Annotated in this window: 8 protein-coding genes and 1 pseudogene; 6 read left to right on the top strand and 3 right to left on the bottom strand. The window is 38.0% G+C overall.

Features of this window, described 5'->3' with window-relative positions; translation table 11 throughout:
- The first annotated feature begins 52 nt into the window (after window positions 1–52).
- The 3 genes from rplL to rpoC all read left to right on the top strand — a co-directional run bounded on the left by rplL (window position 53) and on the right by rpoC (window position 9,247).
- Window positions 53–424, top strand: coding sequence for a 50S ribosomal protein L7/L12 (gene rplL / locus FNZ60_RS08235; protein ID WP_012231477.1), 372 nt, complete (start codon window positions 53–55; stop codon window positions 422–424).
- A 288-nt stretch (window positions 425–712) separates the two neighbouring features.
- A complete protein-coding gene (gene rpoB, locus FNZ60_RS08225; RefSeq protein ID WP_142417113.1) occupies window positions 713–4,864 on the top strand; it encodes a DNA-directed RNA polymerase subunit beta in 4,152 nt (1,383 codons plus the stop codon).
- Between the two features lie 171 nt (window positions 4,865–5,035).
- Window positions 5,036–9,247, top strand: coding sequence for a DNA-directed RNA polymerase subunit beta' (gene rpoC, locus FNZ60_RS08220; RefSeq protein WP_142417112.1), 4,212 nt, complete (start codon window positions 5,036–5,038; stop codon window positions 9,245–9,247).
- A gap of 715 nt (window positions 9,248–9,962) precedes the next feature.
- On the opposite strand, the pseudogene FNZ60_RS10670 reads toward rpoC, so the two are convergent.
- Window positions 9,963–10,395: pseudogene (locus FNZ60_RS10670) on the bottom strand (integrase); the annotation flags it as partial.
- Between the two features lie 705 nt (window positions 10,396–11,100).
- On the opposite strand from FNZ60_RS10670, the gene FNZ60_RS08210 reads away from it, so the two are divergent.
- Window positions 11,101–11,790 (top strand): nitroreductase, encoded by a 690-nt coding sequence (locus FNZ60_RS08210; protein ID WP_142417111.1) that lies wholly within the window; start codon window positions 11,101–11,103, stop codon window positions 11,788–11,790.
- Between the two features lie 353 nt (window positions 11,791–12,143).
- On the top strand, window positions 12,144–13,535 hold the full coding sequence (locus tag FNZ60_RS08205) for an L-serine ammonia-lyase (protein WP_142417110.1): 1,392 nt from the start codon (window positions 12,144–12,146) through the stop codon (window positions 13,533–13,535).
- Between the two features lie 1,536 nt (window positions 13,536–15,071).
- On the opposite strand, the gene FNZ60_RS08200 is transcribed toward FNZ60_RS08205, so the two are convergent.
- The gene (locus FNZ60_RS08200; RefSeq protein WP_142417109.1) at window positions 15,072–15,350 is read right to left on the bottom strand and encodes a hypothetical protein; all 279 of its coding nucleotides are present in this window, start codon (window positions 15,348–15,350) and stop codon (window positions 15,072–15,074) included.
- A gap of 32 nt (window positions 15,351–15,382) precedes the next feature.
- Complete coding sequence (locus tag FNZ60_RS08195; protein ID WP_142417108.1) at window positions 15,383–16,753, bottom strand: D-alanyl-D-alanine carboxypeptidase; 1,371 nt, start codon at window positions 16,751–16,753, stop codon at window positions 15,383–15,385.
- Between the two features lie 233 nt (window positions 16,754–16,986).
- On the opposite strand from FNZ60_RS08195, the gene clpS reads away from it, so the two are divergent.
- The gene (clpS, locus tag FNZ60_RS08190; protein ID WP_142417107.1) at window positions 16,987–17,358 is read left to right on the top strand and encodes an ATP-dependent Clp protease adapter ClpS; all 372 of its coding nucleotides are present in this window, start codon (window positions 16,987–16,989) and stop codon (window positions 17,356–17,358) included.
- The last annotated feature ends 4 nt before the right edge of the window (window positions 17,359–17,362 follow it).

Below are 17,362 nucleotides of genomic sequence, written 5' to 3'. Positions count from 1 at the left end.
TTGAATAAGTTTTAAACAATGGTTCAAATCTTTTAATTGAAGGAATTTAAAAATGGCTGATCTAGCAAAGATCGTAGAAGACCTTTCTAATCTAACTCTTTTGGAAGCTGCAGAGCTTTCTAAGTTGCTTGAAGAAAAATGGGGTGTTTCGGCTGCTGCTCCTGTAGCTGTTGCTGCTGTTGCTGGTGCGGCTGCTCCAGCTGCTGAAGAAAAAACGGAATTTGATGTTATTCTCGTTGAAGGTGGCGCACAAAAAATTAATGTTATTAAGGAAGTTCGTGCTCTGACAGGACTTGGTCTTAAAGAAGCAAAAGATCTGGTTGAAGGAGCGCCTAAGCCTATTAAAGAAGGTGCTTCGAAAGAAGAAGCAGAAAAAATTAAATCTCAACTTGAAGCTGCTGGTGCTAAAGTTGAACTTAAATAAGTTTAATTGTATCGGCGGACATAAATGTTCGCCGATTTTCTTTCTCTTAAACAAAGAGGAAAAGTAATGAGTAAAAAACCTTTTTCCAACGGTTTCATAACAGTTATGGGTATAGGTTGGATTCCTCATTCCTCATCATGAGAGCCAAAGAGATGAATGGCTTGTATTGGTGAGAAAAGTTAAGATGCTCATTATTGGGTGTCAAGTGAACTGGTCTGCATATGCAGGTTAATGATGTAAGGCTTTCAAGGTTGGTCTATCTTGAAGAGTAAGGATCAAGGAGCGATGATGGCTCAGACTCACGCAATGATGTCTCAATTCAATGGTCGTAAGCGGGTACGCAAATTTTTTGGTAAGATTCCTGAAGTAGCAGAGATGCCGAATCTTATTGAGGTTCAAAAAGCGTCGTATGATCAGTTTCTCATGGTTGAGGAACCGAAAGGTGGGCGGCCAGATGAAGGTTTGCAAGCTGTTTTTAAATCGGTATTTCCTATTTCCGATTTTTCCGGCACAGCTATGCTTGAGTTTGTTGGTTATGAATTTGATTTACCAAAATTTGATGTTGAAGAATGTCGCCAACGCGATTTAACTTATGCCGCCCCATTAAAGGTCATATTGCGTTTGATTGTTTTTGATGTTGATGAGGATACGGGCTCCAAAGATATCAAAGACATCAAAGAGCAGGGCGTTTATATGGGCGATATGCCTTTAATGACGACCAATGGTACGTTTATCGTTAATGGGACGGAGCGTGTTATTGTTTCTCAGATGCACCGTTCTCCTGGTGTCTTCTTTGACCATGATAAAGGGAAATCCCATTCATCGGGAAAGCTTCTTTTTGCTGCTCGTGTTATTCCATATCGCGGCTCTTGGCTGGATATTGAGTTTGATGCGAAAGACATCATTTATGCGCGTATTGATCGGCGGCGCAAGATTCCTGTTACCAGTCTTTTGATGGCATTAGGTATGGATGCCTCAGATATTTTGTCAACATTTTATGATAAAGTAACTTATGAGCGTGATGGAGAGGGATGGCGTGTTCCTTATTCTGTTGATCGTTTTAAAGGAATGAAACTCATTTCTGATCTTATAGATGCAGATAGTGGTGAAGTTGTTGCGGAAGCTGGTAAAAAGCTAACAGTTCGTAGTGCAAAGTCTTTAGCAGAAAAAGGACTTAAGGCGGTTAAAGTTAGTGAAGATGATTTATTAGGGTGTTATCTTGCTGAAGATATCGTCAATTACGAAACAGGTGAGATTTACCTTGAAGCAGGTGATGAAATTGACGAAAAAGTATTGAAAACGTTGCTTGATGTGAGTGCTGATCAAATCAATATCCTTGATATTGATCATATGAATATTGGTGCTTATATCCGCAATACTTTAAAGGTGGATAAAAATGAAAGTCGACAAGATGCATTATTTGATATTTATCGAGTGATGCGTCCAGGTGAGCCTCCAACAATCGATACAGCAGAAGCAATGTTCCATTCATTGTTTTTTGATCCAGAGCGCTATGATCTTTCAGCTGTTGGACGTGTTAAAATGAATCTGCGTATGGATCTTGATTGTCCAGATACAGTTCGCGTTTTACGTCAAGAGGATATTCTTGCTGTTGTGAAGATGTTGGTTGAATTGCGTGATGGTCGTGGTGAAATTGATGATATTGATAATCTTGGCAATCGTCGCGTGCGGTCAGTTGGAGAGTTGATGGAAAATCAGTATCGCATTGGTCTCCTTCGTATGGAGCGTGCGATAAAAGAACGTATGTCATCCGTTGAAATTGATACAGTTATGCCGCAGGATTTAATCAATGCAAAGCCTGCTGCTGCAGCCGTTCGTGAATTTTTTGGGTCTTCACAATTATCACAGTTTATGGATCAAACCAATCCGTTGTCAGAAATTACGCATAAGCGCCGTCTTTCTGCTCTTGGTCCAGGAGGATTAACGCGTGAGCGTGCGGGTTTTGAGGTTCGTGACGTTCATCCTACGCATTATGGTCGTATTTGTCCGATTGAAACACCAGAAGGTCCCAATATTGGTCTTATTAACTCTTTAGCAACGTTTGCGCGGGTTAATAAATATGGCTTTATTGAAAGTCCATATCGAAAAATTATTGATGGTAAAGTCACTAAGGAAGTTATTTATCTTTCAGCGATGGAAGAAGCAAAGCATTATGTTGCACAAGCAAATTCTTCATTAGACAGTGAAGGTCGTTTTATAGAAGAGTTTGTTGTTTGTCGTCATGCGGGTGAAGTTTTAATGGCGCCACGTGATCATGTTGATTTGATGGATGTTTCACCAAAACAGTTGGTTTCAGTCGCAGCCGCACTTATTCCTTTTTTGGAAAATGATGACGCGAATCGTGCTTTGATGGGATCGAACATGCAGCGTCAGGCCGTTCCTCTTGTACGCGCGGAAGCGCCATTTGTTGGGACGGGAATGGAATCTGTTGTTGCACGCGATTCAGGAGCAGCTGTGAGTGCAAAACGTAGCGGTATTGTTGATCAAGTCGATGCTACCCGTATTGTTATTCGTGCAATAGAAGATTTAGATCCTTCAAAATCAGGTGTTGATATTTACCGCTTACAAAAATTTCAGCGTTCTAATCAGTCCACTTGTATTAATCAGCGCCCTCTTGTGCATGTTGGTGATTGGGTAGAGAAGGGTGATATCATTGCAGATGGCCCCTCCACGGATCTTGGTGATTTGGCTCTTGGGCGGAATGTTCTTGTCGCCTTTATGCCGTGGAATGGATACAACTACGAAGATTCCATTTTGTTATCTGAGCGCATTGTTGCGGATGATGTGTTTACGTCGATCCATATTGAGGAATTTGAAGTTGCAGCACGTGATACAAAACTGGGACCGGAGGAAATTACCCGCGATATTCCGAACGTTGCAGAAGAAGCGTTAAGGAATCTTGACGAAGCTGGCATTATTTATATTGGTGCTGAAGTTCAACCGGGTGATATTTTGGTTGGAAAGATTACACCAAAGGGTGAAAGTCCAATGACGCCGGAAGAAAAGCTCCTACGTGCAATTTTTGGAGAAAAGGCATCTGATGTTCGTGATACGTCTATGCGTATGCCTCCAGGGACGTTTGGGACTGTTGTTGAAGTTCGCGTTTTTAATCGTCATGGTGTGGAAAAAGATGAACGCGCTATGGCTATCGAGCGTGAGGAAATTGAGCGTTTAGCAAAAGACCGTGATGATGAACAATCGATTCTTGATCGCAATGTTTATGCGCGCCTTACGGATATGTTGACCGGTAAAGTCGCTGTAGAAGGTCCGAAAGGTTTTTCGGGGAGCAAAAAGCTTGATAGCGCGGTAATGGGGCATTATCCACGTTCACAGTGGTGGCAATTTGCCGTTGAGGATGAAAAGCTTCAAAATGAAATTGAAGCTTTACGCAAGCAATATGATGAAACAAAAGAAGCATTACAACGTCGCTTTATGGATAAAGTTGAAAAGGTCCAAAGAGGTGATGAAATGCCTCCTGGTGTCATGAAAATGGTAAAGGTTTTTGTGGCTGTAAAGCGCAAAATCCAACCAGGTGATAAGATGGCGGGACGTCACGGCAATAAGGGTGTTGTCTCACGTATTCTTCCCGTTGAAGATATGCCATTTCTTGAAGATGGAACCCATGCTGATATCGTCTTAAATCCACTTGGTGTGCCTAGTCGTATGAATGTTGGGCAAATTCTTGAGACTCACCTTGGTTGGGCATGTGCAGGGATGGGTAAAAAGATTGGCGATTTGTTAGAATTATATCAAGAGACCGGTGATATACTGCCTCTGCGTCAGCGTATTGAAAATCTTATGCCTGATGATAATCATAATGAACCTGTGCGTCAGTATGATAACGAAAGCCTTTATAAATTGGCACTTCAGATGAAGAAAGGGGTTTCAATTGCAACGCCTGTTTTTGATGGAGCCCATGAGTCTGATATTAATATGATGTTGGAAGATGCAGGATTAGATAGCTCGGGGCAAGTTACGCTTTATGATGGTCGTACGGGAGAACCTTTTGATCGTCCAGTAACGGTGGGCTATATTTACATGTTGAAATTGCATCACCTTGTTGATGATAAAATTCACGCACGTTCTATAGGTCCTTATTCACTAGTTACGCAGCAGCCATTGGGAGGTAAGGCACAATTTGGTGGTCAGCGTTTTGGTGAAATGGAGGTGTGGGCACTTGAGGCTTATGGTGCAGCATACACTTTGCAGGAGATGTTGACAGTAAAATCGGATGATGTTGCTGGTCGGACGAAAGTCTATGAAGCGATTGTGCGTGGTGATGATACATTTGAGGCCGGCATACCTGAAAGCTTTAATGTATTGGTGAAAGAAATGCGTTCACTTGCTCTTAATGTAGAGCTTGATGATGCGCGTGAACTTATTGCACAGCGTGTATTATCTGATACAGCAGAACAATAATTAAAGGAGCGCACTAGAAAATGAGTGCGCTCTGATTACTTATACGAGGTTCAATAAACCTTATTAAAGTGATACAGATTATTTTTAAAAGTAAATGTCTTTTAAAGAAGATCTGTTATAAAATGGGTGAGATATTACAACAGGTTCTAAGAATCTTTGAAGGAGACCAGCATGAACCACGAGGTCATGAATCTTTTCAATCCTCAAGCGCCAGCGCAGACATTTGACTCTATTCGTATTTCTATAGCGAGTCCTGAGAAAATTTTGTCTTGGTCGTATGGTGAGATTAAAAAACCTGAGACGATTAATTATAGGACTTTTAAACCAGAGCGTGATGGTTTGTTTTGTGCACGTATATTTGGACCGATTAAAGACTATGAATGTCTATGCGGCAAATATAAACGTATGAAATATAAGGGTATTATTTGTGAAAAATGTGGTGTAGAGGTTACTCTTTCGCGCGTACGTCGTGAGCGTATGGGGCATATTGAGCTTGCAGCACCTGTTGCGCATATATGGTTTCTTAAGTCGTTACCAGGCCGCATTTCTACACTTTTAGATTTGACTTTAAAGGATATTGAGCGCGTTCTTTATTTTGAGAATTATATTGTAACCGAACCAGGGCTGACATCTCTTAAGCTCCACCAGCTTCTTTCTGAAGAAGAATATATGCTTGCTGTTGATGAGTTTGGGGAAGATCAGTTTACAGCTATGATTGGCGCTGAAGCTATTTACGAGCTTTTAGCTGGTATGGAGCTCGATAAAATCGCCAATGAATTGCGTCTTGAATTAGCTGAAACAACTTCAGAGTTAAAACAGAAAAAACTCATTAAACGACTTAAGATCGTTGAAAATTTTCTTGAATCTGGAAATAAACCAGAGTGGATGATCATGAAAACAATTCCAGTTATTCCACCGGATTTACGTCCACTGGTTCCACTTGATGGTGGGCGCTTTGCGACATCAGATCTCAATGATCTTTATCGGCGTGTTATCAATCGTAATAACCGCTTGAAACGGCTGATTGAATTACGTGCTCCTGGGATTATTGTGCGCAATGAAAAGCGTATGGTACAAGAGGCTGTTGATGCATTATTTGATAATGGGCGCCGTGGGCGTGTGATTACGGGAGCCAATAAACGTCCGTTAAAATCTCTTTCAGATATGTTAAAGGGTAAACAAGGTCGTTTCCGTCAAAACTTACTTGGAAAGCGTGTTGATTACTCGGGGCGTTCTGTTATTGTGACGGGGCCTGAATTAAAATTACATCAATGTGGTCTTCCCAAAAAAATGGCCCTTGAATTATTTAAGCCTTTCATTTACGCGCGACTTGATGCAAAAGGCTATTCTTCAACTGTAAAGCAAGCAAAAAAGCTTGTTGAGAAAGAGCATCCAGAAGTTTGGGATATTTTGGATGAGGTTATTCGTGAACATCCTGTTTTACTCAATCGTGCACCAACGTTGCACCGTTTGGGGATCCAGGCTTTTGAACCTATCTTAATTGAAGGAAAGGCTATTCAACTTCATCCATTGGTATGTACTGCTTTTAATGCGGATTTTGATGGCGATCAGATGGCCGTTCACGTTCCGCTTTCTCTTGAAGCACAGCTTGAAGCCCGTGTTTTGATGATGTCGACCAATAATATTCTTCATCCAGCCAATGGTGCCCCCATTATTGTTCCATCACAGGATATGGTTCTTGGTCTTTATTATCTTTCGATTGTTTCTGAAAAAGAACCAGGTGAGGGAATGGCTTTTTCCGATATAGGTGAGCTTCATTATGCCTTGGAAAATAAAGTTGTAACGCTTCATACAAAGATTAAAGGTCGTGTTAAAAACCTTGGTAAGGATGGAAAAGAAGTTGCGAAACTTTATGATACGACACCTGGTCGTTTGATTATCGGTGAGCTTTTGCCGAAAAATCCTGACATCTCATTTGATATTGTCAATCAAGAAATGACGAAAAAGAATATTTCTAAAATGATTGATCATGTTTATCGCCACTGTGGACAAAAAGAGACGGTTATTTTTTGTGACCGTATTATGCAGCTTGGTTTTTCTTATGCTTGTCGTGCAGGAATTTCATTTGGTAAGGATGATATGGTTATTCCTGATAGCAAGTCACGTTTGGTTGCAGAAACAGAAGCGTTGGCTAAGGAGTACGAACAGCAATATAATGATGGTTTGATTACACAAGGTGAAAAATACAATAAGGTTGTTGATGCTTGGGGTAAATGTACCGATCGTGTTGCAGATGAAATGATGAAACGGATTCAAGCTGTTGATTTTGATCCCAAAACAGGTCGTCAGCGGCACATGAATTCGATCTATATGATGTCGCATTCTGGGGCTCGTGGTTCTGCTAATCAGATGAGACAATTAGCTGGTATGCGTGGATTGATGGCAAAACCATCGGGTGAAATTATTGAAACACCTATTATTTCAAATTTTAAGGAAGGTCTAACTGTTAACGAATACTTCAACTCGACACATGGTGCGCGTAAAGGACTTGCTGATACTGCGTTAAAAACGGCAAACTCTGGTTATCTCACACGGCGTCTTGTTGATGTGGCACAGGACGCTATTATTTCAGCTGTTGATTGTGGTACAGCAAAAGGGCTTACTATGCAGCCAATTGTTGATGCAGGACAAATTGTTGCCTCTCTTGGGCAAAGAATTCTAGGTCGTACAGCACTTGTTGATATTTTACATCCTGTTTCTGGAGAGGTTATCCTTGAAGGTGGAGCGATGATTGAGGAGGCTGATGTCGTCAAGATTGAGGAAGCGGGAATTCAATCTGTTCAAATTCGTTCTGCTTTAACATGCGAAACACGTCTTGGTGTTTGTGCTAAATGCTATGGCCGTGATTTGGCCCGTGGAACACCTGTTAATCAGGGAGAAGCCGTTGGTGTTATTGCTGCTCAGTCAATTGGTGAGCCGGGAACACAGCTTACTATGCGTACTTTCCACTTAGGAGGAACAGCGCAGGTTGTTGATTCATCGTATTTAGAAGCATCTTATGAAGGTCGAGTGGAGATTCGTAATCGTAATGTGGTTCGCAACTCTGAAGGCCATTTGGTTGTTATGGGGCGTAATATGGCTATCCTTATCAAGGATGAGTTAGGAAAAGAGCGCGTTGTGCATCGTGTGAGCTATGGTGCGCATATTTTTGTTGATGATGGCGATGTGGTTAAACGTGGCCAGCGTATAGCAGAATGGGATCCTTATACACGTCCAATTTTAACGGAAGTTGAAGGTTATGTAGGTTTTGAAGATATGATTGATGGTTTATCGGTCACTGAAACAGCTGATGAATCTACAGGGATTACGAAGCATTTGGTGATTGATTGGCGAGCTAATCCACGTGGTGCAGATCTTAAACCAGCTATTATTATCCATGCAGATAAAAAAGGTGAATCCATTGCTAAATTGTATAAGGGAGGTGAAGCCCGTTATATGATGTCAGTGGAAACAATTCTTTCTGTTGAGCTTGGTGCTCATGTTAAAGCTGGTGATGTTATTGCTCGTTTGCCCATGGAAAGTGCCAAGACGAAGGATATTACGGGTGGTCTACCACGTGTAGCTGAACTTTTTGAAGCACGTCGTCCAAAGGATCATGCGATTATTGCTGAAGTCAGTGGTACGATTCGATTTGGTCGTGGTTATAAGAATAAACGTCGTATTATTATTGAACCAAATGATGAAACTCTTGAGCCAGTAGAATATTTGATTCCAAAAGGTAAGTTATTTCACTTCCAAGAAGGCGATCAAATTGAAAAGGGGGATTATATTCTTGATGGTAATCCAGCCCCTCATGATATCTTGGCGATTAAGGGTGTTGAAGCTTTGGCATCTTACCTTGTTAATGAGATTCAGGAGGTTTATCGTTTGCAAGGGGTTCTTATTAATGACAAGCACATTGAAGTGATTGTTCGTCAAATGTTGCAAAAAGTTGAAATTACTGAATCTGGAGATTCTGGTTATATTCCAGGTGATAATGTTGATCGTATTGAACTTGATGAAATCAATGATAATTTGATTGCAGAAGGGAAGAAACCCGCATCTGGTAATCCTATCCTTCTTGGAATTACAAAAGCATCTCTTCAAACGCCTTCATTTATTTCGGCTGCATCGTTTCAGGAAACTACGCGAGTGCTTACTGAAGCAGCTGTTTCTGGTAAAATTGATACTTTACAAGGTCTTAAAGAGAACGTTATTGTTGGTCGTCTTATTCCTGCCGGTACAGGGGGGACGATTTCTCAAATCCGTCGTATTGCAGCAGTTCGTGATGATTTGATTGTTGATGAGCAACGTAAGTCTAGTAAAAACGAAATAGCTAAGGCTATGTTGACAAATATGACAACTGAAGCCGTTGCTGAATAATTTTAGTGTAATATTCCCTAAAAATATAAAAACGTCTGAATAGAAAGTTCAGACGTTTTTTTATCTCGAAATGGAGAAGTTGCATATTTTTCTGAACAATATTAAAAAATTATAGGGTAATAGTTATTTAAAACATCTTTAATAGCTTATTATTTGATAAGGATGCTTATCTTTTTGTTGCTTCATTTTAAAGTTTTTTAATTTTTGAAAGCAGTGAAGAAAGTTTTTTCCAAGATATGTGAAGTTTTAAATCTATGTTTAAGGAAAAAAGACTTCTCTACAAATGTGACTGATTTCGAATTTTAAGAAAATTTTTGATTGATATCTTCTATAAAAATTTAAAAAATTTTATAGTAAATAATCAGTAACTTTTCCTGTAATATAAAAAATGATTGGTTTTTTACTGTACAATGTTTGTATGATAGGAATGCATTTCTTTATATCTTAGAGTGTAGTAAATTGGAGGTTAAAGGGTTTACTCAAGTTTTATAAAAAATAGACATATTTCTTATAACAATGCGATCGATGAAGACAGAATAATAAAATGTATGAATATTATTCAGTTGGATGAATTGACACGTAAATTTTTAATAACAGCTCGGATTTTGTGTTATTATAAAGAAGGGGAATTCCTTATTCCTTTCTGGCGTGGAACTACATGGTTTTATACAAAAACGGATCGTCATAAGAGAGCACGTGCTTTTGTCGTTGCTTATAAATCAGCATTCAATCTTAATGCAACCGCATGTTTGAAACAAAGTTTGAGACGGATAAGAGCTCTACGAACTGTTCCAACTTTTGTATGCCAAATGGGAGCAAGCGTATTGCGTATCTTTGGTCTGTTTAATCTCTGAAACCAGCAGACAGCCTAATTTGAAAAAAATATGAAGGCATAATGGTAAAAAATGATGTCCCTCTTTACCATTACCTTACGCTTTTGTTTATTACATTCTTTAATAAGGCACGCCCTCATGTAAAATAGAACGTCATTGGTCTGCCAATTCACGGGTTTGTTTTAAAGAGAGATCTTTCAAAGCGCACCCAAAACCATTTCACGGTACCGATTGCAAATGATATAACGGTAAAGCCCCCTTGGAATAATATAAAAGTCATCTCACACCGCCATCTTTACGCTTGAGAGAGAGCACGGCGGCACCATCACATTATTTGCCAGCTCTAGAATGTTGCAACAGACTTTGGTACGTAAGATGGTTCATGAAAAGGCATTTTGAGTCTTTTCTTATACAGTTTTTATCCACACACTAACTTCGCTTTTTATGTGCAAGGGAATGATTTTGGTTGATTCAAGATAAACAGATTTGAAATGAGAGAATCTTACGTTATTTGGGGTTCTAATTCAATATAAACAACACAAGATATATGATTATAAATCAAAGTGTTATTGTCATAAGTTAAAATAAAATACGGCGTGCTAAAAAAGTTCAATTTTCATTTTTTGCAATATCTGACATATTGATAATAGCGAGAAAACCACTTAATGATGAGAAAACGTTTCAGAAATTAATTGCAGGAGTTTATAAAAAACGAACTAATTTAAAGCAGATTCAGCATGATATTGATGATCTTTTTCAGATTTAAAAAAGGCTTAAAAAACAAATTGAAGAGACCTTTTTTGAGAGCTTAGCGACGTTAGAGGTGAAGCATTGATTATGAAAATTATTTCATCTTCTTTTAGATAATTTCCTTTCTATTAAAAGAGAGAGATTGTACTATCTTTATGGGAGTCTTAACACGGCGTGATTTGAAGAAATAGAGCATTTCAAAAAAGTTACAAAGGTATTTGCGCAATATATTGTCCTTGATAGGAAAAAATCATAAAGAAAGTAAAGATAATGCCGGATTCTCCTATGAATATTTTTCAATCTATTTTGTCACGAAAGTCAATTCGTGCTTTTACTGATCAGTCAGTTAGTTTGGAAACAATCAAAGAAATCTTAAAACTTGCAGCACGGACACCATCTGGAACAAATATTCAGCCTTGGCAAGTAATTGTGCTTACGGGAAGTATATTACAAAGAGTAGGGCAAGAACTTTCCCAACTTGTACTTTCAGGTGTAAAGGGAGAGCGTGAATATCATTATTATCCACGTCAGTGGCGTGAGCCTTATATTTCAAGGCGTCGAAAAGTTGGTTTGGATCTTTATCAGAGTCTTGGAATTCAAAAAGATGATGAAGAAAAAATGCTTCATCAAAAAGCGCGAAATTTTTTATTTTTCGATGCACCTGTAGGACTCTTATTTACAATGGATCATGATATGGAAAGGGGAAGTTGGCTTGATTTGGGGATGTTTATGCAGACCATTATGTTAGCAGCACGTGGATTTGGACTAGATACCTGTCCTCAAGCAGCTTTTGCGGATTATCATAAGCAGCTTCGCAAGCTTTTATCCATCCCTTCTGATCGCCATATTATTTGTGGTATGGCACTTGGTTATCGCGATACGAGCGCTCCAGAAAACAATTTTGAGACAGAACGAGAATCTTTAGAAAGCTTTGTACGTTTTATTGAAACATATCCATAGAATATTTTATATAATGAAGCATAGGTTGTGAAGAGCCTTGGCATGATAAAAAATATCCTTGGTTAAGAATCTCTCATTTTAGTTGAATTCTTACTATTGTATATTAACTCTTATTTTACTACGTTTAGAAAATGAAGAGAGTAAAGTGATGACTCTAGGAGCGTTGTCCGTTTTGAAGGTTGGCTAATAATGGAAAGCACTATAGAAAGAAAATGTTGGGTGGTAGCAAGGCGAGCGACATTTGTGTTTATTGCTGTTATTTTTTTAGTTTATCTCGCAATTTGATTCTAAATGGGATAAACGTTATAAAAAGGCGTGTATGCTCAAACTGTGCTGTAGTTTTGGGGTGATGCATGTTTTTATCTGTTTTTGAACTTTTTAAAATTGGAATTGGTCCTTCTAGTTCACATACGATGGGGCCGATGACAGCTTCTAATATGTTTTTGCAAAAGATACGAGACTTTTCTCAGTCATCTGATATTCAAGTTTCTCGTATACGTGTTTATCTCTATGGTTCTTTAGCTTTCACAGGTATTGGACATGCGACAGATAGGGCTATCATATTAGGACTTTTAGGAGAAAAAGCTGCTACTGTTGATCCTGATAGCATGGTATTCCTGTTAGAAAAAGTTATCCGTGAAAAAAAAGTACACCCCGAAGGTCATCCTGCTTATCAATTTGATTCACAAAGTGACCTTATTTTTGAGCGAAAGGAAATCTTACCTGGACACACCAATGGACTAGCGTTTGAAGGACTTGATACGGATGGGAATGTTTTGTTGCGGCAGATTTATTATTCTATTGGTGGTGGTTTTGTGGTGACTGAGGATGAATTAAGCCATATGAGTGATAATGTACAACCAGAAGCGTTTGAGGTGCCATACCCATTTGATTCTGCGCGTACAATGTTATCAATGGCAGAAAAATCCGGACTTTCAATTGCTGAAATGAAGCGCTTAAATGAAGAGACAAAGATAGAGCCCTCTTCTCTGGATGCAGGGCTTGATGAAATTTTTTCGGCAATGACAAACTGCATTGATAGAGGTCTTTCACAAGATGGTGAGTTGCCTGGTGGGTTACATGTTTTAAGGCGTGCTAAAAAGCTGCATGAAACGCTTTTGGAAAATCAAAAGAAAAATTGTAATTATCCACTGTGGGCAAATGATTGGCTTTCGGTATATGCTATGGCAGTTAATGAGGAAAATGCAGCAGGTGGTCGTGTTGTTACGGCACCAACAAATGGGGCAGCTGGTGTTGTTCCTGCAGTTTTGCGTTACTATCTTCAGTTTAATGATGATTCAAATCAAAAGGGGATACATAATTTTCTATTAACGGCAGCAGCTATTGGTGGTGTTATCAAACATAATGCCTCTATTTCTGGTGCAGAAGTTGGGTGTCAAGGTGAAGTTGGAACGGCATCTTCAATGGCTGCGGCGGGATTGACCGCAGCGTTAGGTGGAACACCGGCGCAAATTGAAAATGCAGCGGAGATTGCGCTTGAGCATCATTTAGGAATGACGTGTGATCCTGTTGCAGGTCTTGTACAAGTTCCTTGTATTGAGCGTAATGCAATGGGTGCTGTTAAAGCCGTAACGGCTTCTTCTCTTGCATTATATGGTAATGGAAATCATTTTGTTTCTCTTGATGCTTGTATAGAAACAATGCGCCAGACGGGGCATGATATGAGTGAACGCTATAAAGAAACAAGTAAAGGTGGTCTTGCAGTCAATGCAATATCTTGTTAAGAGTGCGCTCTCTTGTTGGGGCTGGAATATTTTTTGTAATCCATGATTGCTATCTTTGTGGAAGGATCACATTGTTATTCCTAAAAAGGCTGAGTTTTTTGCTTATAAATCAAAAGACAAATTTAATTCACCAGCATGCTTGAAGTAAATTGGAGGTGTATTTTATGTTTTTAACAAGGAATAACTTCTGCTAGCAAGATTTGAGGGAGAGTATTTCTTGTGTCTGTTTGATTTGTCTCCTGAAATGAAAAAACAGTCTCATTGGGAAAAAATAAAAGAGCGTAAAGTAAAATAAGGGTTCAATCTGTCATTACTTTCTAGCTGAATTTTATGGCTTTTAAAAATTTCTGTAATAATATCTTTTAAGGAATGAAAGATTACGCCTTGGTATCTAGGGCAATTTCTTTAAAACTGAATGATTATGATGGGGTGCGAGAGAACTTTAAAATTTTTATTTTTTTTAAATGAGATTCTTTTAAGCATCTAATATGGTAAAAAGTACCTTAAAAAAAACTCTCATTCGCAATAATTAAAAGGTATATTATAAAATCTTTGTGCTTCAACTTTTATTTTGTAAATCCAGTAGCGTCAAAAAAATTAAAATAAATAATAACGTATACATTAAAAATAGTTATCAAAACTTTCATGAAGAATAGATACAATAGAGCACTATCTTATGAGTGTGTTTTAAAGAGACATCTCTCAATACTCATCACAGTCATTTCGAGACGGTACTTTGAATGGTTTAACGGTAAATCCATTAATCAACTTTATTTTTATGCTTATAAAAAAGCAAGCCTACACAGATTTTGTTAATCCCAATGTTTGTGTGACAAATCTTGGCATTTTAAGAGGGGTAGAGGTATTTTGTTTTCTTTTTTAATAGTTTATATGCCAATCCTTTTCGTGATGAGCAAACGAATAAGTTTTATTGATTCAATATAAGAAAATCTTACAAAAACTTTTCATTGAATATGAAAAAAATAAATTATCATTTTCCTCTAAGTTTTTTTCTGCCGGCGCTTCATCAAAGAAAAATTGTCGAAGCAGTTCATTATTATAAATTATAACTTTATGGAAATCGTATCATGATCTTTAATCTGATATTTTTTTTCATTTTTTATCGATAGTGTTTGTATGTCTCAATTTGCTTTGTCTGTTGAAAAAAAATACAAGAGAAAAGGCTTGGATTATTTTTACAACATTTATGTTGCAGGAGGAATCGTTATTAAGAGGAATTTTCTTGATTGAACTTTTACAAAAATCTCTAAAGTGATAAGTTATTCATCCCATGTAAGCTCATTTTTTCCAGAAAGATATCAAGGATAGTTTTTGCTATTAAAGCAAAAGTGGGAAAATATTTTGTATGTCCTTAAAAATGGCTTGATTGGAAGCTTGAAGATATCTACTGGGATTCTTATTAAAAAGCTATCAACATAATCTTTACGACCTAAGAAAGATGTCCCTACTCAAAGTTTTTTTAAGATGTAGATAATGATGCATAATAAAATCTCTTTTTAGAGAGGATTGGTAGAATTAAATATTTGTTGCTCCTAAACGGATTTTAATAGGCACATTACCAGTTTGGCTCGCAACGCGTAAATGAATACGTACAGGGGGCATTATAAGACGACGGTTGCGCATTGTTTGGCAAATGAGAAGATTAACAAGAGATTGTGTATCTAATGTAGTTGAATGATATTTTAAACCAGCAAGCTTTGCAGCAGCATCATGAAGAGAACGCAATGAAAGGAGGGATGATTGCTTCAATAAAATTTCTTTTTTATAGAATGAAGCAAAAGCATTATCTGTCATAATACTATCCTTAACGCAGAATTCAAAAACTTTTAGTAGGCTACAGTATAGCAGTTAAAATTTGCTTTCTTTAATGTAGAACAAGCATCAAATGCTGCTTTTTTTGATTGAAATCCTGTAAAACGGGCTCGGTAATAACGCTGTCCCTTTTTTTCAAACAGTTGCATATGTGAAGATGCGTTCTTTAAAGTAGAAAAAGCTGTACTTTTTGCTTTTACAAGCAAAGTCTTAGCTTGTTCTTTACTAGGAAGGGAACCAATTTGGATAGCCCATCCGGCGTTTGTGGACAAAGAGGCGGTTAGAACTTTATGAGTCTCAACAGGTATAGTTTTTTGAGGGTTAGGTATTGGTATAATTACCTTATTTACAGCCGTTATCGCGATATTGGAGCTTTTAGGTTGTTCTGCAAATGCTGTCAACAGAGTTGAAATGTCATCATCAAAATTATTTGGATCAGCTTTAATGGTCGGTATAGGAGTATTGGCGCCATTGGGTAAATGATAATGTACAGAGGCCATTAAATGTTTACCACTTTTCATTTGGCTTGCTTTTGGTAAATAGTGATTTAATAAGCTAGCCATATGTTCGTCACGTGCAGTAGATGATTTTCCTCCCATAACAACAGCGACAATAGAACGCCCTTCAAGACGCATTGAAGTTGCTAAATTAGAACCTGACATTTGTGTATATCCTGTTTTAATTCCATCAACACCTTTCATTATTTTGACGAGTTTATTATGGCTGTTAATGGTATGTCCACGGAAATTAAAGCTTTTTATTTTGAATAATTTGTATTGTTTTGGAAAATGTTTACGGAGGGCTAATGACAAAGTAGCTATATCTCGTGCTGTAGAATAATTGTGCACATCCGGCAGTCCTGAAGCATTGGCAAAATGCGTATGTTTCATGCCAAGTTTACGGGCTTTTGCGGTCATCATTCGAGCAAATTTTTTTTCACTGCCTCCAAGATATTCAGCTATAGCTGCAGCAACATCATTTGCCGATCTTGTAATGAGAGCTTTAGCGGCAGCTTCTGCAGAAATTGTTTGGCCTGCTTTAAATCCAATTTTTGTTGGTGGGCGCATGGCTGCATAATGTGAAACAGGAATTGGTGTATTGGGTGTCACACGACGCATCTGCATTGCTTCAAATAGGAGGTATAATGTCATCATTTTTGTTAAAGAAGCAGGATAACGCTTTAGTGTCGCATTGGCTTGAAAGAGCGTTTTTCCTGTAGAGGCATCTATAACAATGGCCGCATACTTATCAGGATAGGCTCCTTGAGGTGTCGCTGACGCCCAACAAGGTGTCGCTAACGCCCAACAATAAGAAAAAGCTAACATAACAAAAGAAATTGCTATTTTTTTATAGCAGCGCATAATTTTCTGACCATTAATATACACTTGCAGTATCCTATTTCTCCATTTATCTTAAAAAAACTTCTGTAAAGCTTTCTTTTCTGTGACGTGTTGATGCAGTTTAGACGAATGGTATTACTAATTTGTTTACAGAAATTATTTTATGAGTGATTTAAATCTAACCATAGGGGAAAGTCTTTTCTTATACGAAAGAGCTATTGCAATAGTTGTGAAAGAACTTAAAATTAGTAAAAAAATGTACTGCATGGAAAACGATAATGGGACAAACACTCATAATAAACCCTATGTCTCATATTATGCATGATGAAAAGGGCAAGAATTGGGATGAAGGTAGGCATGATGTGGTTATAATACCTAAGGCTAGACAAAAGCTCCAAAAACCTAAATTATATCGTGTCCTTTTACTTAATGATGATTACACACCTATGGATTTTGTTGTTTTCATTTTGAAAAACTTTTTTAAAAAAAGTTTCGAAGAAGCAACACAGATTATGTTAGAGGTTCATTATAATGGGATAGGCGAATGTGGAACCTATACTTATGAAGTCGCTGAAATGAAAATAGAACAAGTAAGGGAGTGTGCGCGTCAAAATGAACATCCGTTACAATGTGTAATGGAATGGAAGTGAGGAA

The organism is Bartonella massiliensis, from assembly GCF_902150025.1.
Classification (GTDB): Bacteria; Pseudomonadota; Alphaproteobacteria; order Rhizobiales; family Rhizobiaceae; genus Bartonella; species Bartonella massiliensis.
The sequence above is the reverse complement of the archived record's forward strand: the minus strand, read 5'-3'. Positions and strand labels throughout refer to the sequence as shown.